The 20,008-nt window shown below is 73.0% G+C and carries 20 protein-coding genes; 15 read left to right on the top strand and 5 right to left on the bottom strand.

Translation table 11 applies throughout. From position 1 onward, the window contains the following. Window positions 1–4: 4 nt before the first annotated feature. The 4 genes from dapC (at window position 5) to EMA17_RS45485 (ending at window position 4,638) form a co-directional block, all read left to right on the top strand. The gene (dapC, locus tag EMA17_RS45470; RefSeq protein WP_126643146.1) at window positions 5–1,087 is read left to right on the top strand and encodes a succinyldiaminopimelate transaminase; all 1,083 of its coding nucleotides are present in this window, start codon (window positions 5–7) and stop codon (window positions 1,085–1,087) included. Between the two features lie 66 nt (window positions 1,088–1,153). Continuing rightward, a complete protein-coding gene (gene dapE / locus EMA17_RS45475; RefSeq protein WP_126643093.1) occupies window positions 1,154–2,215 on the top strand; it encodes a succinyl-diaminopimelate desuccinylase in 1,062 nt (353 codons plus the stop codon). Between the two features lie 134 nt (window positions 2,216–2,349). Beyond that, on the top strand, window positions 2,350–3,132 hold the full coding sequence (locus EMA17_RS45480) for an LOG family protein (protein WP_126643094.1): 783 nt from the start codon (window positions 2,350–2,352) through the stop codon (window positions 3,130–3,132). A 99-nt stretch (window positions 3,133–3,231) separates the two neighbouring features. Next, window positions 3,232–4,638, top strand: coding sequence for an alkaline phosphatase PhoX (locus EMA17_RS45485; RefSeq protein WP_126643095.1), 1,407 nt, complete (start codon window positions 3,232–3,234; stop codon window positions 4,636–4,638). A gap of 163 nt (window positions 4,639–4,801) precedes the next feature. Here EMA17_RS45485 and folP read toward each other — a convergent pair whose 3' ends face one another. Further along, the gene (folP, locus tag EMA17_RS45490) at window positions 4,802–5,614 is read right to left on the bottom strand and encodes a dihydropteroate synthase (protein ID WP_170222364.1); all 813 of its coding nucleotides are present in this window, start codon (window positions 5,612–5,614) and stop codon (window positions 4,802–4,804) included. A 202-nt stretch (window positions 5,615–5,816) separates the two neighbouring features. On the opposite strand from folP, the gene EMA17_RS45495 reads away from it, so the two are divergent. After that, entirely contained in the window at window positions 5,817–6,494 is a 678-nt protein-coding gene (locus EMA17_RS45495) for a DivIVA domain-containing protein (RefSeq protein WP_160161803.1), read from the top strand. After that, on the top strand, window positions 6,491–7,084 hold the full coding sequence (locus tag EMA17_RS45500) for a DNA-3-methyladenine glycosylase I (RefSeq protein WP_126643098.1): 594 nt from the start codon (window positions 6,491–6,493) through the stop codon (window positions 7,082–7,084). The genes EMA17_RS45495 and EMA17_RS45500 overlap by 4 nt, the downstream gene beginning before the upstream one ends. A gap of 45 nt (window positions 7,085–7,129) precedes the next feature. On the opposite strand, the gene EMA17_RS45505 is transcribed toward EMA17_RS45500, so the two are convergent. Next, window positions 7,130–7,927 (bottom strand): enoyl-CoA hydratase/isomerase family protein, encoded by a 798-nt coding sequence (locus EMA17_RS45505; RefSeq protein ID WP_126643099.1) that lies wholly within the window; start codon window positions 7,925–7,927, stop codon window positions 7,130–7,132. A gap of 282 nt (window positions 7,928–8,209) precedes the next feature. On the opposite strand from EMA17_RS45505, the gene EMA17_RS45510 reads away from it, so the two are divergent. Then, window positions 8,210–8,377: a DUF3117 domain-containing protein gene (locus EMA17_RS45510; RefSeq protein WP_078976897.1), complete on the top strand. Its 168-nt coding sequence runs from the start codon at window positions 8,210–8,212 to the stop codon at window positions 8,375–8,377. 119 nt (window positions 8,378–8,496) lie between these two features. On the opposite strand, the gene EMA17_RS45515 is transcribed toward EMA17_RS45510, so the two are convergent. Next, a complete protein-coding gene (locus EMA17_RS45515; protein WP_078979442.1) occupies window positions 8,497–9,132 on the bottom strand; it encodes an O-methyltransferase in 636 nt (211 codons plus the stop codon). A 1,048-nt stretch (window positions 9,133–10,180) separates the two neighbouring features. Here EMA17_RS45515 and sigE point away from each other — a divergent pair. The 5 genes from sigE to EMA17_RS45540 all read left to right on the top strand — a co-directional run bounded on the left by sigE (window position 10,181) and on the right by EMA17_RS45540 (window position 15,342). Next, the gene (gene sigE, locus EMA17_RS45520) at window positions 10,181–10,798 is read left to right on the top strand and encodes an RNA polymerase sigma factor SigE (RefSeq protein ID WP_101897113.1); all 618 of its coding nucleotides are present in this window, start codon (window positions 10,181–10,183) and stop codon (window positions 10,796–10,798) included. A 104-nt stretch (window positions 10,799–10,902) separates the two neighbouring features. After that, entirely contained in the window at window positions 10,903–11,523 is a 621-nt protein-coding gene (locus EMA17_RS45525) for an anti-sigma factor family protein (protein ID WP_160161804.1), read from the top strand. A gap of 218 nt (window positions 11,524–11,741) precedes the next feature. After that, the gene (locus tag EMA17_RS45530) at window positions 11,742–13,742 is read left to right on the top strand and encodes a trypsin-like peptidase domain-containing protein (RefSeq protein WP_126643101.1); all 2,001 of its coding nucleotides are present in this window, start codon (window positions 11,742–11,744) and stop codon (window positions 13,740–13,742) included. Window positions 13,743–13,995: 253 nt separating this feature from the next. Then, window positions 13,996–14,436 carry a Sec-independent protein translocase subunit TatB gene (locus EMA17_RS45535; RefSeq protein ID WP_246127319.1) on the top strand — a complete coding sequence of 147 codons (441 nt, stop codon included), beginning with the start codon at window positions 13,996–13,998 and terminating at the stop codon, window positions 14,434–14,436. Window positions 14,437–14,697: 261 nt separating this feature from the next. Beyond that, a complete protein-coding gene (locus EMA17_RS45540) occupies window positions 14,698–15,342 on the top strand; it encodes a hypothetical protein (protein ID WP_126643103.1) in 645 nt (214 codons plus the stop codon). Between the two features lie 109 nt (window positions 15,343–15,451). On the opposite strand, the gene EMA17_RS45545 is transcribed toward EMA17_RS45540, so the two are convergent. Continuing rightward, window positions 15,452–16,600 carry an Mrp/NBP35 family ATP-binding protein gene (locus tag EMA17_RS45545; protein ID WP_371863198.1) on the bottom strand — a complete coding sequence of 383 codons (1,149 nt, stop codon included), beginning with the start codon at window positions 16,598–16,600 and terminating at the stop codon, window positions 15,452–15,454. A gap of 99 nt (window positions 16,601–16,699) precedes the next feature. Between EMA17_RS45545 and EMA17_RS45550 the strand changes: the two genes are divergently transcribed. The 3 genes from EMA17_RS45550 to EMA17_RS45560 are packed head-to-tail and all read left to right on the top strand — an operon-like array spanning window position 16,700 to window position 19,399. Further along, the gene (locus EMA17_RS45550; protein ID WP_126643148.1) at window positions 16,700–17,611 is read left to right on the top strand and encodes an amidohydrolase family protein; all 912 of its coding nucleotides are present in this window, start codon (window positions 16,700–16,702) and stop codon (window positions 17,609–17,611) included. A gap of 42 nt (window positions 17,612–17,653) precedes the next feature. Continuing rightward, entirely contained in the window at window positions 17,654–18,130 is a 477-nt protein-coding gene (locus EMA17_RS45555) for a macro domain-containing protein (RefSeq protein WP_126643104.1), read from the top strand. A gap of 18 nt (window positions 18,131–18,148) precedes the next feature. Continuing rightward, window positions 18,149–19,399, top strand: a complete 1,251-nt coding sequence (locus EMA17_RS45560; RefSeq protein WP_126643105.1) for a benzoate/H(+) symporter BenE family transporter — start codon at window positions 18,149–18,151, stop codon at window positions 19,397–19,399. On the opposite strand, the gene EMA17_RS45565 is transcribed toward EMA17_RS45560, so the two are convergent. Beyond that, on the bottom strand, window positions 19,374–19,955 hold the full coding sequence (locus EMA17_RS45565) for a TetR/AcrR family transcriptional regulator (protein WP_126643106.1): 582 nt from the start codon (window positions 19,953–19,955) through the stop codon (window positions 19,374–19,376). The genes EMA17_RS45560 and EMA17_RS45565 overlap by 26 nt on opposite strands. Window positions 19,956–20,008: the final 53 nt, after the last annotated feature.

Below are 20,008 nucleotides of genomic sequence, written 5' to 3' on the forward strand. Positions count from 1 at the left end.
CGACCTGCTCCCCGTCTTCCCCTGGGACCGGCTCGAGCCGTTCGGCGCGAGCGCGCGGGCCCATCCCGACGGCGTGGTCGACCTGTCGGTGGGCACCCCCGTCGACCCCACGCCGGAGCCGATCCGCGCCGCGCTGTGCGCCGCCGCCGACGCGCCGGGCTACCCGACCGTGTTCGGCAAGCCGGAGCTGCGCGAGTCGATCGCCGGGTGGTTGCGCCGACGGCTCGGCGTCACCGGGGCGAGCGCGGACGCCGTGCTGCCGGTGATGGGTACGAAGGAACTGGTCGCGGCGCTGCCCAACCAGCTCGGGCTCGGCCCGGGCGACATCGTCGCGCACCCGGCGCTGGCCTACCCCACCTACGACGTGGGCGCGCGGCTGGCCGGGGCCACCCCGCTGCCGGTGGTGGACGGCACCCTGCCCGATCCCGCCGGGGTGCGGATGATCTGGCTGAACTCGCCGGGCAACCCGCACGGCGCGGTGCGCACGCTCGAACAGACGCGCGAGATCGTGGCGTGGGCCCGTGAGCACGACGTGCTGGTCGTCTCCGACGAGTGCTACATCGAGCTGTGCTGGGACGCCCAGGCGGTGTCGGTGCTGCACCCCGACGTCTGCGGCGACTCGCACCGGGGTCTGCTCGCGGTGCACTCGTTGTCCAAGCGCAGCAACCTGGCCGGCTATCGCGCCGGGTTCGTCACGGGCGACCCCGCGGTGATCCGCGAACTGCTCGCGGTGCGCAAACACTCGGGGCACATCGTGCCCGGCCCGGTGCAGGCGGCGATGACCGTCGCCTTCGCCGACGACGAGCACGTGGCGGAGCAGAAGGCGCGCTACGCGGCCCGGCGCGCGGCGCTGCGCGGCGCCCTGGAGGCGGCGGGTTTCCGGATCGAGCACTCGCAGGCGAGCCTGTACCTGTGGGCCACGCGCGACGAGGACTGCTGGGACACCGTGGCCTGGTTCGCCGAGCGCGGCATCCTGGTCGCGCCGGGCGACTTCTACGGCCCGCTGGGCGACCGGCACGTGCGGCTCGCGTTCACCGCGACCGACGAGCGGGTCGCGGCGGGCGTGAAGCGGCTGCACGAGGACTGAACGCGCTCGCGGGCGCCCGGCGTCGGGTCGAGGGCCGCGTTCGGGGACGGGGATAGGCTGCTCGGCATGACCGTGAAGCTCGATCTGTCCCAGGACGCGGCCTCGCTCACCGCGCAACTCGTCGACATCCCGTCGGTCAGCGGCGACGAGCGGGTGCTCGCCGACGCGGTGGAGGAGGCGCTGCGCGCCTTCCCGCACCTGACCGTGCACCGGGACGGCGACTCGGTCGTCGCCCGCACCGAACTCGGGCGCGCCGAGCGCATCCTGATCGCGGGCCATCTGGACACCGTGCCGATCGCGGACAACCTGCCGTCCCGGATCGAGGGTCCGCTGATGTACGGGTGCGGCACCTCCGACATGAAGAGCGGCGTCGCGGTGCAACTGCGGCTCGCCGCGCACCTGCCCGAGCCCAATCGCGACGTCACCTACGTGTTCTACGACTGCGAGGAGGTGGAGGCCGCCCGCAACGGGCTGCTGCGGCTGGCGAACAACCACCCCGAGTGGCTGGTCGCCGACTTCGCGGTGCTGATGGAGCCCACCGGCGGCGCGGTCGAAGGCGGCTGCCAGGGCACGCTGCGGGCCACGGTGAGCACCACCGGTACCCGCGCGCACTCGGCCCGCTCGTGGCTGGGCGACAACGCGATCCACGCCGCGGCGCCGATCCTGGCCCGGTTGCGGGCGTACGAGGGCGCGCGGGTGGAGATCGACGGCCTCGAATACCGCGAGGGGCTGAACGCGGTGAGGATCGAGGGCGGGGTCGCGGGCAACGTGATCCCGGACGCGTGCGCGGTGACGGTCAACTTCCGCTTCGCGCCCAATCGCGATGTCGAGCAGGCGCTGGCGCACGTGTGCGAGGTGTTCGCCGGGTTCGACGTGGTGCTCACCGACGAGGCCGCCGGCGCGCTGCCCGGTCTGGACCGGCCCGCCGCGGCGGCGTTCGTGGCGGCGATCGGGACCCCGCCCCGGGCCAAGTTCGGCTGGACCGACGTCGCGCGCTTCTCCGCGCTCGGCATCCCGGCGGTGAACTACGGGCCGGGCGATCCGAACCTGGCGCACAAGCGGGACGAGCACGTGGAGATCGCGCTGATCGGGGACAGCGAGGAGCGGCTGCGGCGCTGGCTCGGCTGACCCGCGCGCGGGGGCGCGGACGGGGTCGCCGGCGGGCTCGCGGTCTCGGCCGCGAGCGATCCCGGACCGGTTCCCGGGCCGGGACTCCGGCGTAAATGCGATCGGCTCCGGGCTCGGCGTGGCAGGGTGGCCGGATGGACGCGCGATTCGCTCCGGAGGAGCCACCCGAGTTCGCCTCGCCCAGCGAGGTGGAGGAACAACATCCCGGCATGGGGCACCTCGGCACCGAGGCGTGGCGGGTACTGCGGATCCAGACCGAGTTCGTGGACGGGTTCGGCATGCTCGCCGACCTCGGCCGCGCGGTCAGCGTGTTCGGCTCGGCCCGGACCAAGCCGGGCTCGGCCGAGTACCGCACCGGCGAACGTGTCGGGCGGGCCCTCGCCGAGGCCGGCTACGCGGTGATCACCGGCGGTGGCCCCGGCGCGATGGAGGCGGCCAACAAGGGCGCCCGGGACGCCGGCGGGCAGTCGGTGGGCGTCGGCATCAAGCTGCCGTTCGAGTCCGGGCTGAATCCGTACGTGGACCGCGGCATCACCTTCCGCTACTTCTTCGCGCGCAAGACGATGTTCGTCAAGTACGCGCAGGGCTTCATCGTGCTGCCCGGCGGGATCGGCACGCTGGACGAGTTGTTCGAGGCGCTCACCCTGGTGCAGACCGGCAAGGTCACGCACTTCCCGGTGGTGCTGATCGGCCGCGACTACTGGACCGGCCTCGTCGACTGGGTGCGCGACGTGGTGATCGCCCAGGGCAAGGCGTCGCCCGCCGACCTGGACCTGATCCGGATCACCGACGACGTGGACGAGGCGGTGCGCATCATCCGCGACGCCGACCTGGAGTGCTCGAAACTGGAGGCCGAGGCACGCGCGGACAAGGCCGCCGCCGAAGGACGCGCCGCCGGCGGGTCGATTGCCACCTGACGGGCATGCGGGAGCCCCGTCGTGTTCACGCGGACGACACCGACGGGCGAAAGCGTAGGGGCGTCCCGATATCTCCCGCCTGTCACAGGAGAAAACCAGATGTCGCTGTCCCGTAGGGGTTTCCTCGGTCGCACCGCCACCACCGGTGCCGGTGTCGCCCTCATCGGCAGCACCGGCATGCTGCTGGCGCCCAACGCCTCGGCCTCGTCCCGCCCGGGCGACCGGCGCCCGCCGGCCCGCGTCGGCTACGGTCCGCTGGTGGACGACCCCGCCGGGCGGCTGGCGCTGCCCAAGGGCTTCTCGTACCAGATAGTCACCGAGGCCGGTGTCACCAAGCTGGAGTCGGGCGAGGCCACCCCGAGCAACCACGACGGCACCGGCGCGTTCAAGCTGCGCGGCGGCGGCACGGTCCTGGTGAACAACCACGAGCTCGGCGGCTCGCTCAAGGACACCCCGCTGCCGGTGCCGCACCTCGCGGGCCTGGTCTACGACGAGGGCCTGGCCGGCGGCTGCACCGTGGTCGAGGTGAACCGTTACGGCAGGCGCATCCGCGAGTACGTCGGCGTGGCCGGCACCGCGACCAACTGCGCGGGCGGCGTGACCCCCTGGGACACCTGGCTGACCTGCGAGGAGACCGAGCAGCTGGCCGGTCAGGGCAGCGCCACCAAGGACCACGGCTACGTCTTCGAGGTCGACCCCTACGACCGCCGCGCCAACCGCGACCCGAAGCCGATCAAGGCGCTCGGCCGGTTCGCCCACGAGGCGGTCGCGGTGGACCCGCGCCGCGGCCACCTGTACCTGACCGAGGACGCGAGCAACCCGAACGGGCTGTTCTACCGCTGGGAGCCCCCGCGCCACTGGGACGGCGGGCGCGGCCGGCTGCGCAAGCTGGCCGACGACGCGGGCACCCTCGCGGCGATGCGCTGCGTGGACGCGAGCGGCAAGCACGTGGACGACCTGTCCCGCGCGACCGAGGTGGGCACCACCTACGCCGTGAACTGGGTCACCGTGCAGGAGCGCGACGCGCGCACCACCTCGATCCGCAAGCAGTTCCAGAACACCGACATCACCCGCGGTCGCAAGATCGAGGGCATCTGGTGGGGCGACGGCGGCGCGTACGTGGTCTGCAGCTTCGCCCGCAAGGAGAGCCCGGGCACCCCGCACGACGGGCAGATCTGGTTCTACGACCCGCGTCGCGGCCGGCTGACCCTGAAGCTGCGCTTCGGCGTCAACACCACGCCGGACGTGGACGGTCCGTACGACGGCCCGGACAACATCAGCGTCTCGCCGTACGGCGGCGTGATCATCGCCGAGGACGGCGAGGGCGTGCAGCACCTGCTCGGCGCGACCGACGACGGCAAGACCTACCCGGTCGCCCGCAACGACGTGGACGGCGACAGCGAGTTCACCGGCCCGATCTTCTCCGAGGACGGCCGCACGCTGTTCGCGAACGTGCAGACCCCGGGCACGATGTTCGCGATCCAGGGTCCCTGGAAGCGCTGCTGAGGCACGGATTCGCCGGCCGTCGCCGCCGTCGAAGCCCACTTTTCGGCGTCCGCGCCCACCTTCGCGGTGGGGGCGGGCGCCGAAAGGCGTTCTCCGGGGAGCGCGCGAGGGCACCTGGGGGCGGGGTCTTCGATCGGGGGCTCGAAGACCCGCCCCGGGCCCGTCAGGCCAGGGCGCGACGGGCCACGGCGGGCTGCCGGGTGCCGTGGATCGAGGACACCATGTCGAGCACCTGGCGGGTCTCCGCCACCTGGTGCGCGCGGTACACCCGGGCCCCGAGCCACGCGCTGACCGCGGTGGTGGCCAGGGTGCCGAGCAGCCGCTCGTTCACCGGCTTGTCCAGCGTCTCGCCGACGAAGTCCTTGTTGGACAGCGAGACCAGGACCGGCCACCCCGTGTCGACCATCTCGCCGAGTCGGCGGGTGGCCTCCAACGAGTGCCGGGTGTTCTTGCCGAAGTCGTGCCCCGGGTCGATCAGGATCGCGTCCCGGCGCACGCCGAGCCGCGCGGCGCGCTCGGCCAGGCCCACCGTGACGTCCAGGATGTCGGCCATCACGTCGACGTAGCCGATCCGGTGCGGCCGGGTGCGCGGCTGCGCCCGGCCGGCGTGCGTGCACACGATGCCCGCGTCGAATTTCGCGGCCACCTCGGCCAGCTTGGGATCCACCCCGCCCCACGCGTCGTTGAGCAGGTCGGCGCCCGCGTCGCAGACCGCCTCGGCGACCTCGTGGCGCCACGTGTCCACGCTGATCACCACGTCGGAGTGGCGGCGGCGCACCTCGGCCACGAAGGACACCGTCCGGCGGATCTCCTCCGTGACGTCCACCTCGGCCCCCGGACCGGCCTTCACGCCCCCGATGTCCACGATTCCCGCGCCCTCGTCGATCGCGCGGGCGACCGCGTCCAGGGCGGGTCGATCGTCGAACGTCGCGCCCTTGTCGAAAAACGAGTCCGGTGTCCGATTGATGATCGCCATGATCACCAACTCGTCCCCCTCGAACTCTCGTCGTCCCAGCCTCAGCGTCGTCACCCCGTCGACCTCCGCCCACACCCTGCACGTGCCACCTGACCCCCTGATCGTGGCACGATCGTCCCGTGCGACGAGCCGGGGGCTTCCCGAAACGGCCCGGAGCCGACACCGTTCCAGCGCCTGCACCACCGTCGAAGGGGAGCCGTCCGTGTTCTGGATCCAGCTTGTCGTGGTGATCGGGGTGGTCCTCGTGATCGCCGCGGTCGTGCTCGGGGCGGGTGGCTCCCTTCCCGACGCCTACCGCGAACAGCCCGAGCTGCGGATGCCCGGCGACCGCCCGCTCACGAGCGCCGACGTCGACCACATCCGCTTCCCGGTGGTCTTCCGGGGCTACCGGATGAGCGAGGTGGACCTGGTCCTGGACCGGCTCACCGGCGAACTCGCGGCGCGCGACGCGCGCATCCTGGAACTCGAGTACAAGGTCGCCGGCACCACGCCGGTCGGCGTCGCGTCGGCGATGGCGGGCGTGGGCGCCGCCGGGGCGAGCGCGTTCGGCGCGAGCGGGCACGCCCCCTCGCCGCGCGGCTCGGGCACCACGCTGTCGCTGGAGAAGCCGGAGCGGGCCGAGGCCGCGGGCTCGACACCGGTCGACGCCGAGTCCGCCGAGCCGCGCGTCGAACCGGCCGTCGACGCGGACGAGACGCCGGCCTCGAACGCGGACGAGTCGGCGGGGGAGCCGGCGCCCGAGGCCGCTGTGGACGAGGCGAAGGACGAGCCGAAGGACGGCGCAGCGAGCGAGGGCGACGCAGCGAGCGAGGACGGCGAGGCGAGCAGGGGCGGCGCGGCGAGCGAGGGCGACGAGGCGAAGGGCGACCCGAAGTCATGACCGCCGCCGCCCCCGCCGTCGTCGGTGGTCCCGTCCCGGGGCCGGACGGACGGCTGCGCTGCCCGTGGGGCGCCACCGGTCCCGAGGACTACCGGGCGTACCACGACACCGAATGGGGTGTCGCGGTGCACGGTGAGGACCGGCTGTTCGAGCGGCTGTGTCTGGAGGCGTTCCAGTCCGGTCTGTCGTGGTTGACCATCCTGCGTCGGCGCGAGGGCTTCCGGACCGCCTTCGCCGACTTCTCCATCGCGCGGGTGGCGGCCTTCGACGACACGGACCGCGCGCGGCTGCTCGCCGACGAGGGCATCATCCGCAATCGGGCGAAGATCGACGCCGCCATCGCCAACGCACACGCGGCACAGGCCCTCCAGGGCGGTCTGGACGCCCTCATATGGTCCTTCGCACCCTCGGGCCGCCGGAAGGTCCCCGAGGCCCTCTCGGACGTACCGGCGGTCACCGACGAGTCCACCGCCCTGGCCAAGGAACTCAAGCGCAAGGGTTTCCGCTTCGTCGGCCCGACCACGGCCTACGCGATGATGCAGGCCTGCGGCCTGGTCAACGACCACCTCAAGGCCTGCGTCTCCCGCTGACCCGCCCCGACCCGGCGGGTCCGCCGGGCCGGGTGGTGGTGGGGTTCAGCGGCCGAGGAAGGTGGGCTTCTGCTTGGCCACGAAGGCGGCCACCGCGATGCGGTGGTCCTCGGAGGCGCCTGCTCGCAGTTGGAGTTCGTCCTCCTTGGCCAGGGTGTCGATCAGGGAGTGGGAGGCGCCGTAGGCGACCGATTCCTTGAGGGCGGCCAGGGCCACGGTCGGGCCCTCGGCCAGGCGGTGGGCCAGGTCGCGGGCGGTGTCGAGGACCTCCTCGGCCGGGACCACTCGGTGGGCCAGGCCCAGTTCCAGCGCCTCGGCGGCCTTGATCGTGCGGGGCAACATCAGCAGTTCGACCGCCCGCGCCTGGCCGACCAGGCGCGGCAGCGTCCAGGACGCGCCCGAGTCGGCGGTCAGCGCGACCCCCGCGAAGGCGGTGTTGAAGCCGGCCGTGTCCGCCATGATCCGGAAGTCGCAGGCCCAGGCGATCGCCGCGCCGGCCCCGGCGGCGACCCCGTTGACCGCCGCGACCACCGGCTTGGCCATCGTCGCCAGCGCCGTCACGAGCGGGTTGTAGTGCTCGCGCACGGTCGCGAAGGTGGCCTCGGGGCCGGTCTCCAGCTGACGGATGTGCGCCTTCAGGTCCTGGCCGGCGCAAAACGCCCGACCGCTGCCGGTCAACAGCACCGCCCGGACCGCCGGATCCTCGGCGGCGCGCAGGACCGCGTCGCGCAACGCGATCTTGGTCGGCTCGTCGAGCGAGTTCATCGCCTCGGGCCGGTTCAGCGTGACGGTCGCGACTCCGTCGGCGAGGTCGTACCGCACAATCTCGGCCTTGTCGGTCATGACTTGCCTCCACATCACATACATCGCCGCAGGTGGGATGTGCACAGCATGCCGGAAGCCGGATCCGGGCCCCGTCCCGCCCCTGACGGACCGTCAGCTACATTTCCGAGCCGGGACGGACCATCCCATTCCGCGCCGTACGGACGGGGTCGGAGAGGTCGACGGGACCCGATGTTGCTCACCCCACCGTTCGATGCGGGATAATGGTCCCTGATCAATGCTCTCGAAGACCGGTGGCCGGTTTGAGCACCGGTGCGTCGATATGCAGGAAGGGGAACGAGCATGGCGGCCATGAAGCCGCGGACGGGCGACGGCCCGCTCGAGGTGACCAAGGAAGGGCGGGGCATCGTCATGCGCGTTCCGCTTGAGGGCGGTGGACGGCTCGTGGTCGAGCTGTCGGCCGATGAGGCCGGCGCCCTGAGCGAGGCGCTGAAGAACGCCGTGGGCTGACCCCCTGGGGCGACGCCCTCGACGAAAGTCGTGATGCGACGGCCCCGGCACGGACATGGAGACTCATGTTCGTACCGGGGCCGTCGGCATTCCCGGTCGGGCCGGATGTCGGCCCGGCTTCAGCCCCGCCGAGCCGCGCACAGCAGGCCGTCGCCGACCGGGAGCAGCGCCGGCACCAGCGACTCGTGCTCACGGATCACCCGCAACACGTCGCGCACGGCGGCGGTCTCCGCGTCGCGGTGCGCCGGATCGGCCACCCGGTCGCGCAGCAGCGCGTTGTCGAAGCAGACCACGCCGCCGGGCCGCAACAACCGCAGCGCCTCGGCGAGGTAGTCCAGGTATTCGAGCTTGTCCCCGTCGCAGAACACCAGGTCGTAGCCGCCGTCGGCGAGCCGGGGCAGCACCTCCAGGGCCCGGCCCGGGATGAACCTGGCGCGCCCGCTGGGAAAGCCCGCCTCGGTGAAGGTCTCCTTGGCGAGCCGCTGGTTCTCGGGATCGGCGTCGACCGTGGTGAGCACCCCGTCGGAGCGCATGCCACGCAGCAGGTAGAGGCCGGACACCCCCGTCCCGGTCCCGATCTCGGCGACCGCCTTGGCCTCGACCGCGGCGGCGAGGAAGCGCAGCGCGGCGCCGCCGCCGGGACCTATCGGGAGCACGCCGACTTCCCGGGCGCGGGCGCGGGCGCCCGCGAGGACGGCGTCCTCGCCGACGTACTCTTCCGCGAACGCCCAGCTCGCCTGGCGATTGCCGGAAATGGCTTCCTCCTCTGTCCCGGCCGCCCGCTCGCGATCGGGACGGGTCGGCCACCTGAGCGCAAGGGTATTACCGAGGCCTCCCCCCACCGCCCGCGGAGCGCCACCCAATCACCCAACCCCACCCCAAACCACGAGACGCCCCACCCCCGGGCACGTCAGCGCCCCCACCCCAGCCCACCCACCCCGAACCACAGCACGCGCCACCCCCAGGCGCGTCAGCGCCCCCACCTCAGGCCACCCACCCCGAACCACGGCACGCGCCACCCCCAGGCGCGTCAGCGCCCCCGCCTCAGGCCACCCCGAAACACGGGACGCGCCACGCCCGGGCGCGTCAGCGCCCCCGACCCGGGCTCACCGTGGTGATCGACGCGCGCAGCGCGGAGAGCGGCGGAGCCGCAGAGTTTGGGCTGGGTGACCCGGAGCGAAGCGGAGGGGCGCACAGCCCCGAGCGAGGGGCCGCTTTTTTCTCGGAGGAGCGAAGCGGGGGAGAGAAAAAAGCGGCCCCTCGCGAGCCGGCGCGGAGCGCCCAATAAAAAGCAACGCCGTGGTCGTGTCGGTGTCCGTCCCCGTGCGGTGGTCGTGTCGGTGTCCGTCCCCGTGCGGTGGTCGTGTCGGTGTCCGTCCCCGTGCGGTGGTCGTGTCGGTGTCCGTCCCCGCGCCGCGGTCGCGTCCGTGCCCGTCCCCGCGCCGCGGTCGCGACCGTGCCCGTCCCCGCGCCGCGGTCGCGACCGTGCCCGTCCCCGCGCCGCGGTCGCGACCGCCCCCACCCACCCCCTGCCGCCACGCCCACCCCACCCACCCCCTCCCCCCCAACCCGAAGCGTCCGACAAGGGAACCCCGCACCGATGTGGTTCGTTGGCCCCCCGGAAGACAGGTGAACACGAGGCTCGTGGTCTCGCGGCACCAGAGGTTGGGTCGGACCGGGGCTCGGCGCCCTTATCCGGGCTTAACAGGCAGGACGCTTATGGTGGTTGCGCTACTCGGAAGAGGAGGTGTGGCAGTGGTCGACCGTCGCGGGGAACAATCCTGTACTCGCGAGCCGTCGCCGATGCCGGATCACGTGGCCGAAGCCGCAAACGCAACCAGCAGCCCAGCCCAGGCCGAATGGGTCCCGCCGACGTGGGAGGACATCGTCCGCACCCACTCCGCGCGGGTGTATCGGCTCGCCTACCGCCTCAGTGGCAACCCGCACGACGCGGACGACATCACCCAAGAGGTGTTCGTCCGAGTGTTCCGATCGTTGTCGAGCTACACGCCCGGCACGTTCGAGGGTTGGCTGCACCGCATCACCACGAACCTTTTCCTCGACATGGTTCGGCGCCGTCAGCGCATCCGCTTCGAGGGTCTGGGCGACGACGCGGGCGAACGCCTCGCCGGTCGTGAGCTCTCGCCCGCGCAGGCATACGACGACGCCCACCTGGACGCGGACGTCCAGCAGGCGCTGGACGCGCTCGCGCCGGAGTTCCGCGCCGCGGTCGTACTGTGTGACATCGAGGGCCTGTCGTACGAGGAGATCGCCACCACGCTCGGAGTGAAACTCGGGACCGTGCGCAGCCGCATCCACCGCGGCCGGTCCCAGCTCCGTGCGGCGCTGCGGCATCGTGCTCCCCGGAACAAGGCAGGCCAGGAGACGGCTGCGGAGGTCCGGACCACGGTGCGGAGATGAGGGACCGTGAGCAGTGAGCCCGGCGACCGCTTGGGCAGGGGGGTAGTGAGTGCCACACGGCTGGGGCGCGCCGCGACCCGATGTGTGACATGCGAGGTGGGGACATGAGCCACCCCGACGACAAACTCGCCGCCTATGTGGACGGCGAACTGGGCCATGAGGCCCGCGAGAAGGTGCTGGCGCACCTCGCCGAATGCGCGGACTGTCGCGTGGAGGCCGAGGAGCAGCGCCAGGTGAAGCAGCTGCTCGGCAACGCGCGCCAACCCGGCCCCTCCGAGGACCTGATGGCGCGGCTGCTCGCGCTCGGGGAATCCGCCGAGGAGCCGCCCGCGCCGCCCGCGGGCGGCGATCGATTCATGTTCCCGGCCGCCGGGCGACCGACGGGCTCGACCCGCGCACGTTCGCGGTCGACCGGCCCGCGGGCGGGCCGGCCCGGCAACATGCCCGAGCGGGTGCGCCCGCCGGTGAGCCGGCGCCGGTTGACGTTCGCGGCGGCGGGCGCGTTCTCGATGATGGCCGTCGCGCTGAGCAGCGCCTTCGTGCCGGGCGGGACCAGCGGCGGCACCGAGGGCCGACCCGCGGCCCCGGCCGTCGAGCGCTACCTGGTGGAGCAGGCCGCGAGTACCACCGCGCTGCCCGCGGGCAAGTCGGCCAAACGCTCCGAGCCGGTGCTCGCGGGGGCGTCCCTGACGGTGCCCGTCCACACGATCGAGGCCACGCCCTAGGGTGCGGGCCCGTACACCCGGCCCCGTGCGTCGATGCGCCGGGTTCGGGGCGCCCGCGCGGATCCGCGCGGGCGCGGTGCTTTCGGGCGGGTTCGCGCGCCGGATGTGACGGGTATCCGCTGCCGCCCGGACGCCGGCGAGCGGCACGCGCAAGACTGTGGCCGGGCCGGAGAAGCAGCGGATGCCCCGGCACACCGGGAGCGGTAGGAAGGCACACGATGAGCGACGCATACGGCCGTGGGGGAGCGGAGCCGCCGCGAGGCGACGACGCGCCGGCCGGACCGGCACCCGAGCACGACCACGGCGAGGAGCCGGCGGCCTTCCCGCCCGGCGGCCCGCGGGTGTCGACGGACCCCGGAGAGGACACACCCGACGGCGCGACTTCGGGCTCCGCGGCTTCCGGCCATGCGGCGGACGAGGAGCCGCCCACCGAGATTCGGCCCGTGTCGGGGGCGGAGGCCGCCGCCGGGGACGACTCGCGGGCTTCGGACGCGGGCGCCGAGCCGGGTCGCGGGGACGCGGCCGGCGAGCCCGGCCACCGGGACGCGACCACCGAAGGCCCCGCCGCGCCGGGCGGTTCGCACGCGGCCGGCGATGGCTTCGCCGAGTCGGGGCGTCCCGACGCGGCCGATGCCGAGCCCGCCGCGTTTCCCGCGCGGACGTCGTTGGCCAAGGACGTGCCGGCGGGTGCGGCCGTCGAGCCGCCGCCGGCCGATCCCGCCGCCGAGCCCGACGCGTTCGGGGCGCCGACGCCCGATGTCCGGGACGCGGTGACCGCCGAGGTGCCCGTGGTGCACGGCACCGCCGAGTTGCCGGTCGCGGACGATCCCGGCTACGACCCCTTCGCCCCGCCCCCGCCCCCGCAACCGCCGCCCGCCGGGCCGCCTCCGCAGCAGCCGACCGGGCAGTGGCCGGGATATCCGGCGCAGCACGGGCAGCACGGGCAGCCCGGTCCCTACGGTGTGCCGGCCGGCGCCGCGCATCCGGGTTACGGGCCCTACGGGCCGTACCCCTCGTATGCCCCGCAGACCGGCTACGCGCCCTATCAGGCCGTGCCGTACGGCTACGCGGTCCCCGGGGACATGACCGGGGCGGGCGGGCCCACGGAGGACCTGGGTCGGCGCTACGGGCGTCGGCTGGTGGTGTGGGCCGCGGCCCTCGCGCTCGTGGCCGGGTTGATCGGCGGCGGGATCGGGGCCTGGATCGCCGATCGGCACGACACCAGGATCCGCCTGGGCGACCCGCCGCAGAGCGGTCCGGCCCGGGGCAAGGACACCATCGCCGGCCTCGCGGACCGCACGCTGCCCGGCGTGGTGTACATCCACGCCAAGACCGGTCGCGGCGAGGCCACCGGCACCGGCTTCGTGCTGGACACCGCCGGCGACATCCTGACCAACAACCACGTCGTGGACTCGGCCGCGTCCGGCGGCACGATCACGGTGACGTTCAACGACGGGCAGCGCACCACCGCGACCCTGGTCGGTCGGGACGCGGGCTACGACCTCGCGGTGATCCGGGTGTCCGGCGTCCAGGGGCTGCACCCGCTGCCGCTGGGCAACTCCGACGGCGTGCAGGTCGGCGACCCGGTGATCGCCATCGGCGCGCCGTTCAACCTGGAGGGCACGGTCACCTCCGGGATCATCAGCGCCAAGGACCGCGCGGTCAGCGCCGGTTCCTCCGGCAGCGACGTCTCCTACATCAGCGCGTTGCAGACCGACGCGCCGATCAACCCCGGCAACTCGGGCGGCCCGCTGATCGACGCGGCGGGTTCGGTGATCGGGATCAACTCGGCGATCCGCTCGGCCGGCGGCGGTGGCCAGGGCAATCCGTTCGGGGCGCAGCAGGAGTCGGGCAGCATCGGCCTCGGCTTCGCGATCCCGATCAACCAGGCGCGCCGGGTCGCGCAGCAGTTGATCGACACCGGCAAGGCCTCGCATCCGGTGATCGGCGTCTCGCTCGACGTCGCCTACACGGGCGACGGTGCCCGGATCGCGTCGGAGGACGTCAAGGGCACGCCGCCGGTGCGTCCGGGCGGACCCGCCGAGCGGGCCGGGCTCAAGCCGGGCGACGTGATCAAGGCGATCGACGGCCGCCGGGTGCACGACGCGAACGAGTTGATCGTGGCGATCCGGTCCAAGGCGCCGGGCGGCGTGGTCAAGCTCACCATCGAGCGCGACGGCGCGGAGCGCTCGGTCGAGATGACGCTCGAGGCGGGCTGACCCGGAGGCGGGCCGACCGCGGGCCGGCCGACCCCGAGGGGCCGGTCGGCCGCCAAGCAGGATGACTCGGACATGACGTACACATGGCCGGGTGATCACAACTTTTGCCAATAGGCGCCAAGCGACCGGTTCGGTGCCGCCCGCGACCTTCCGTTCGGGGGGTCGACGACTACTCTGAGGGGGTTCGGTCGCCCGACCGAACCCCCTCGCGCAATCTCGTGGAGTCCAGGTGTTCGACGTCGGTGCACCCGAGATGGTCGCGCTCGTCATCCTCGCGATCGTCATCTTCGGTCCCGAGAAGCTGCCGAAGATGATCGGCGACGTGGCCCGCACCATTCGCAAGTTCCGCGAGTTCTCCTCCGGGGCCCGTGCGGACCTGAAGAAGGAACTGGGCCCGGAGTTCCAGGACATGCACCTGGAGGACCTGAACCCGAAGACCTTCGTCCGCAAGAACCTGATGGGCGACGGCGACGACGATCTGGGCATCCGGGAGTTGCGCGACTCGCTCGGCAAGGACTTCGAGGACATCAAGGGCCTGGCGAGCGGCAATCTCTTCGAACCGGACGTGCCCGACACCTCCCACCGTCCGGCGGCCGGGCAGTCGTCCGCGCCGAAGACCTCGCTGCACAAGAACGGCGGTGCCGCCCGGGTCGAGCCCGGCGAGCGTCCGCCGTACGACGCCGACGCCACCTGAGGGTCGATCCGCTCGTCCCCGGCAGGGGATTTCGCGGCCCGGATTCCGGCCGGGCGGCGCCGGAGACGGCCTCGGAGCACCCGCGCGTTCGGGCACTATGGAGCCGGAGTACACGGGCGGTGTGTGGCCGGTGACTCGGCGGATACATGTATCGCACGGCTCGTCCACCCGGAATCGTTCGGGGGAGTGGCCGCCCGACATGGCAGACCGAGGCAGCCGGCGCGGCGCCGTCGCGCCGCGCGAGAGGACCTGAGGCGGAGCATGGACACAATCAGCCACGCGGGTGAGGCGTTGCCCGCCGACGGGGCCGGCAGGCCCGATCTGCTGGCGGAATACCTGGGCGCGGACTTCCCCTGGTACGGCCTGGACGAGGGCTGGAACGGGCGGCGTTGGTTGTCCTCGGTGTGCCGGGGCCGGGGCACGATCGAGTACGGCACGCTGGGCCACGGGGACCTGCCCAGCCGCCGGCCCGGCGATCCCACGCCCCGCCGGTTCGTGTCCGTGGTGACCGTCCCGCAGCGGCCGAAGCGGCCGGCCGGCGACGGCACGGGGCAGATGGAGGCCACCTCGAAGGCGAGCGCGGCGTCACTCGCAGGGGTGGCGTTGCTCGCGGACAGTTGGCCGTGGCAGTTGGACCGCGCGACCCGTGCGGAGTGGCTGGATCAGCAGACGAACATCGCGTGGGACCTGTCCGACAATCTCCCCGGGCCGGGGTGGACGGACCTGGCGATCCCGGTCGACGGGGTGCCGGCGCGGTTCCGCTACCGGGAGTCGGCGTACGGCTGGGTGCTCGCGGGCGAGAGCGCGGGGGTGTACCTGGGGGTGTACGGCCGGGGCGCGAGCGCGTACGGCCTGGGCCTGTCCCGCTCGGTGGACCTGCGCACGTACGCGACGCCGGACGTGTGAGCGCCCGGCGCCGGCCCCGGGGTCACGGACGCGCCGAACCGGGCGGGCGTGCCCCCGGGATCGGCACGCCGAGACCCGGCCCGGCGCCGGGGCCCCGGCGGGGCACGCCCTAGAAGTTGCGCAGCGGGGTCAGGCCGAGTTGGAGGCCGGACAGGCCGCGCTCGCGACCGCCGAGCTTGGCCGCGACCGCGGCGAGCGCGACGGCGGCGGGCGAGTCGGGCGCGTCGACCACGACCGGGCGGCCGGTGTCGCCGCCCTCGCGCAGCCGGGTGTCGATCGGGATCGAGCCGAGCAGCGGGACCTTCGTGCCGGTGGCCGCGGAGAGCCCGTCGGCGACGCGCTGTCCGCCGCCGGAGCCGAACACGTCGACCATCTCGCCGCAGTGCGGGCAGGGCAGCCCGGACATGTTCTCGATCACGCCGGCGATCGTCTGGCGGGTCTCGACCGCGATCGTGCCGGCCCGCTCGGCCACCTCGGCGGCGGCCTGCTGCGGCGTGGTCACCACCAGGATCTCCGCGTTGGGCACCAACTGGGCGACCGAGATGGCGATGTCGCCGGTGCCCGGGGGGAGGTCGAGGAGCAGGACGTCGAGGTCGCCCCAGTAGACGTCGGCCAGGAACTGCTGGAGCGCGCGGTGCAACATCGGCCCGCGCCAGACCACCGGCGTGTTGCCGGGGGTGAACATGCCGATCGAGATGACCTTCACGCCCAGCGCCGACGGCGGCATGATCATGTTCTCGACCTGGGTGGGCTTGCCCTCGGCGCCGAGCATGCGCGGCACCGAGTGGCCGTAGATGTCCGCGTCCACCACGCCGACCTTCAGGCCCTGCCCGACCATCGCCGCGGCCAGGTTCACCGTGACCGAGGACTTGCCGACGCCGCCCTTGCCGGAGGCCACCGCGTAGACCCGGGTCAGCGAGCCGGGCTTGGCGAACGGCACCTCGCGCTCGGCCTGCCCGCCGCGCAGGTGGTTCGCCAGCTCCTTGCGCTGCGTGTCGCTCATCACGTCGAGTTCGACGCCGACCGAGGTCACCCCGGGCAGCGCGGCCACGGCGGTCTCCACCCGGCTGATGATCGTCTCGCGCATCGGACAGCCGCTGACCGTCAGATAGACCGCGACCTCGATCCGACCGTCGGCCAGGATCTCGACGGATTTGACCATGCCCAGTTCGGTGATGGGCCGGTGGATCTCGGGGTCCTGGACGGTCGCCAGGGCATCCTGGACGTCGTCCGCCGAGGGCAGGGTTGCAGAAGCCATACCGTGAGCTTACGACCCTCGCGCCGGAATCCTTTGCGAGCATCGGGATCCGGGCCCGGAGCGGGGGCTGCGAACCGACGGGGAGGTGGCCGCGTGACGATGTCGGCCGAGCGCACACGAGTGGCGGAGTTCCGCCGGGCCCTGGGCCTGACGACGCTGATCGACGTGCACACGCACTTCATGCCCAAACAGGTGCTCGACAAGGTGTGGGCGTACTTCGACGCGGCCGGTCCGCTGATCGGCCGGCCGTGGCCGATCACCTACCGCCTGGACGAGGACGCGCGGGTCGCCACGCTGCGCGGCTTCGGTGTCTCGGCGTTCACGTCGATGTTGTACCCGCACAAGCCGGCGATGGCCGCGTGGCTGAACGCGTGGTCCCGCGAGTTCGCCGCCCGGACCCCCGACTGTCTGCACACGGCGACGTTCTTCGCCGAACCCGACGCGGCCAAGTACGTGCGCGAGGCGATCGACGCGGGCGCGGTGGTGTTCAAGGCGCACGTCCAGGTCGGCGGCTGGGATCCGACCGATCCGCTCCTGGACGACGTGTGGGGCACGCTCGCCGACGCCGGGGTGCCGGTGGTCGCGCACTGCGGGTCCGGGCCGGTGCCCGGGGCGCACACCGGGCCGGAGCCGATCGCCCGGGTGCTGGCCCGGCATCCGCGGCTGGCGCTGATCGTCGCGCACATGGGGATGCCGGAGTACGGCGCGTTCCTGGACCTGGCGGAGCGCTACCCGAGGGTGCACCTGGACACCACGATGGCGTTCACCGAATTCGTCGAGGCCGCCGCCCCGTTCCCGCCGGCGGACCGGCCCCGACTGCTCGACGCGGCGGATCGCATCCTGTGGGGCAGCGACTTCCCGAACATCCCCTACGGCTACGCCGACGCGCTCGCCGCGCTCACCCGGGTCGACCTCGGCGACGACTGGCTGCGTGCGGTCTGCCACGACAACGCGGCGCGGCTGTTCGGGCTCGCCGGGGGCCTGTCCGACGGCCCGCGCGCCCACCCGTAAACCGATACCGGCGTGTCGGTGCGGCCGGCTACCGTGCCGGGGGTGGAGACGATCGGGTACGTCCGGGGCGATGCGACCACGCCGCTGGGCAAGGGCGTCAAGGTCATCGCGCACGTGTGCAACGACCGGGGCGGCTGGGGCAAGGGCTTCGTGCTCGCGCTGTCCAAGCGGTGGCCGGAGCCGGAGGCCGACTACCGGCGCTGGTATCGCGAGCGGGCGGACAACGACTTCGGGCTCGGCGCGGTGCGGCTGATCCGGGTGGACCCCTACGTGTGGGTGGCCAACCTGATCGGTCAGCACGGCACCCGTACCGGCAGCAAGGGTCCGCCGGTGCGCTACGACGCGATCGACCGGGCCCTGGGCACCCTCGGCGAGCGGGTGCTCGAACTCGGCGCGTCGGTCCACATGCCGCGGATTGGCTGTGGTCTGGCCGGGGGCACCTGGGGCAGGGTGGAGCCGCTCATCCTCGAACGGTTGAGCGGGCGCGGTGTCCCGGTCACCGTCTACGACCACGACTGACCACGAGGCGGGCGCGCGGTGACCATCCGAACCACGACGGACACCGACGCGGACGCCGAGGCCGCGGCGCCGGCGAGCCGGCCCAACCTGTGGCGCGACGCCTCCCTGTCGGCGGTGCTCGCCGGCCTGATCGCGGTGCTGGTCTCCTACTCGGGGCCGCTGGTGATCGTGTTGTCCGCCGCCGACGGCGCGGGCCTGAGCCCGGCGCGGACCGGCTCGTGGGTGTGGGCGCTGTCCATCGGCAGCGGGCTGACCTGCCTGGGCCTGAGCCTGTACACCCGGATGCCGATCGTCACCGCGTGGTCCACCCCGGGCGCCGCGCTCCTGGTGACCAGTCTGGGCTCGTACGCGTATCCCGAGGCGATCGGCGCGTTCGTGGTCACCGGCGTGCTGATCACCGTGATCGGGGTGACCGGCGTGTTCGGCCGGTTGATCCGCAAGGTACCGAGCGCGGTGGTCTCCGCGATGCTCGCCGGGATCCTGTTCTCGTTCGGCACCGGGGTGTTCACCTCGGTGCGCACGGCGCCGTGGATCGGCGGCGGGGTGCTGCTCGGCTACCTGGTGGCCAAGCGCTTCGTGCCGCGCTACGCGGTGCTCGTCGCGCTGGTGGTCGGGGTGGGCTGCGCGGCGGCCGGGTCGCGGTTGCGCGTACACGTGGACTCGTTCGAGATCGCCCGGCCGGTGTGGACCACGCCGCACCTGTCCGTACCCGCGCTGATCGGGATCACCGTGCCGCTCCTGGTGGCCACGCTCGCCTCGCAGAACGCGCCCGGGATGGGGGTGCTGGCCGCCTCCGGCTACCGGCCCGACGACCGGGTGCTGATCGGCTCCACCGGCGCGGTGTCCACGCTGCTCGCGCCGTTCGGGTCGCACGCGATCAACCTGGCCGCGATCACCGCGGCGATCTGTACCGGACCCGAGGCGCACCGCGACCCCCGCAGGCGTTATGTCGCGGGGGTCGCGTGTGGCGTGTTCTACCTGGTCGTCGGGATGTTCGGGTCGACCCTGGTCGCGGTGTTCGCGGGCCTGCCCAGGGAACTGGTCGCCGCGGTCGCGGGGGTCGCCCTGTTCGGCGCGCTGGCGAGCGGGCTGACCGGTGCGATGGCCGACGACGAGCACCGGGAGGCGGCGCTGATCACCTTCCTGGCCACCGCCTCGGGGGTGACCATCCAGGGCGTCGGCTCCGCGTTCTGGGGGTTGATCGCGGGGGTCCTGGCCCACGTGGTGCTCTCGTCGAGGTGGTTCAGCCGGCCGGCCGCGCGCCCATGAGCACCCGCATGCCCTCGGCGAGGTCGCGCCCGGTGGGGGCGTTGTCCGGGTCGAGCATCCACTGCCCGACCACACCCACGAGCAGCGCCTGACACAGCGCCCCGACCGTGCCGGTCAGGTGCTCGTTGCCCTCCTCGGGCAGGCCCAGGAAGATCGAGGCGAGGCCGGAGCGACCCTCGTCCTGCGCCGCCGCGAGCACCTTGCGGATCTCCGGCAACTCGTCGAGGTAGGCCAGGATCTCGAAGTTGGCGGCCCACATCATCCGGTGCGACTCCATCAGGTCGATCACCCGGGTCCAGATCGCCTCGAACCGCTCCGGCGGCGCGGCCCGGTCCCCGACCGCCTCGGCCAGCGCACCGGACAACTCCTCGCCCCACCCCTCGATCGACTCCAGGAGCGCCTGCTGCATGAGCGCGTCCTTCGAGCCGTAGTGGTAACCGATCGAGCCCAGGTTGGTTCCCGACGCGGCGACGATGTCGCGCGCGGTGGTGCGCATGTAGCCCTTCTCGTACAGGCAACGTTTGGCTCCGGCCAGCAGGTCTTCGCGATGTCCCATGACCCGATGGTAGCGCCGTCCTAGACGGATGTCTTATACGGATGACTGATACA

The organism is Embleya hyalina, from assembly GCF_003967355.1.
GTDB classification, from domain to species: Bacteria; Actinomycetota; Actinomycetes; order Streptomycetales; family Streptomycetaceae; genus Embleya; species Embleya hyalina.

Excerpts from the sequence above, each read along its gene's own strand:
- EMA17_RS45530 (WP_126643101.1), top strand. The coding sequence starts at position 11,742 with ATGAGCGACGCATACGGCCGTGGGGGAGCGGAGCCGCCGCGAGGCGAC.
- EMA17_RS45505 (WP_126643099.1), bottom strand. The coding sequence starts at position 7,927 with ATGACCGACAAGGCCGAGATTGTGCGGTACGACCTCGCCGACGGAGTC.
- EMA17_RS45545 (WP_371863198.1), bottom strand. The coding sequence starts at position 16,600 with ATGGCTTCTGCAACCCTGCCCTCGGCGGACGACGTCCAGGATGCCCTG.
- EMA17_RS45480 (WP_126643094.1), top strand. The coding sequence starts at position 2,350 with ATGGACGCGCGATTCGCTCCGGAGGAGCCACCCGAGTTCGCCTCGCCC.
- EMA17_RS45550 (WP_126643148.1), top strand. The coding sequence starts at position 16,700 with ATGTCGGCCGAGCGCACACGAGTGGCGGAGTTCCGCCGGGCCCTGGGC.
- EMA17_RS45565 (WP_126643106.1), bottom strand. The coding sequence starts at position 19,955 with ATGGGACATCGCGAAGACCTGCTGGCCGGAGCCAAACGTTGCCTGTAC.
- dapE (WP_126643093.1), top strand. The coding sequence starts at position 1,154 with ATGACCGTGAAGCTCGATCTGTCCCAGGACGCGGCCTCGCTCACCGCG.
- sigE (WP_101897113.1), top strand. The coding sequence starts at position 10,181 with ATGCCGGATCACGTGGCCGAAGCCGCAAACGCAACCAGCAGCCCAGCC.
- EMA17_RS45535 (WP_246127319.1), top strand. The coding sequence starts at position 13,996 with ATGGTCGCGCTCGTCATCCTCGCGATCGTCATCTTCGGTCCCGAGAAG.
- EMA17_RS45525 (WP_160161804.1), top strand. The coding sequence starts at position 10,903 with ATGAGCCACCCCGACGACAAACTCGCCGCCTATGTGGACGGCGAACTG.
- EMA17_RS45510 (WP_078976897.1), top strand. The coding sequence starts at position 8,210 with ATGGCGGCCATGAAGCCGCGGACGGGCGACGGCCCGCTCGAGGTGACC.
- EMA17_RS45485 (WP_126643095.1), top strand. The coding sequence starts at position 3,232 with ATGTCGCTGTCCCGTAGGGGTTTCCTCGGTCGCACCGCCACCACCGGT.
- EMA17_RS45540 (WP_126643103.1), top strand. The coding sequence starts at position 14,698 with ATGGACACAATCAGCCACGCGGGTGAGGCGTTGCCCGCCGACGGGGCC.
- folP (WP_170222364.1), bottom strand. The coding sequence starts at position 5,614 with ATGGCGATCATCAATCGGACACCGGACTCGTTTTTCGACAAGGGCGCG.
- EMA17_RS45500 (WP_126643098.1), top strand. The coding sequence starts at position 6,491 with ATGACCGCCGCCGCCCCCGCCGTCGTCGGTGGTCCCGTCCCGGGGCCG.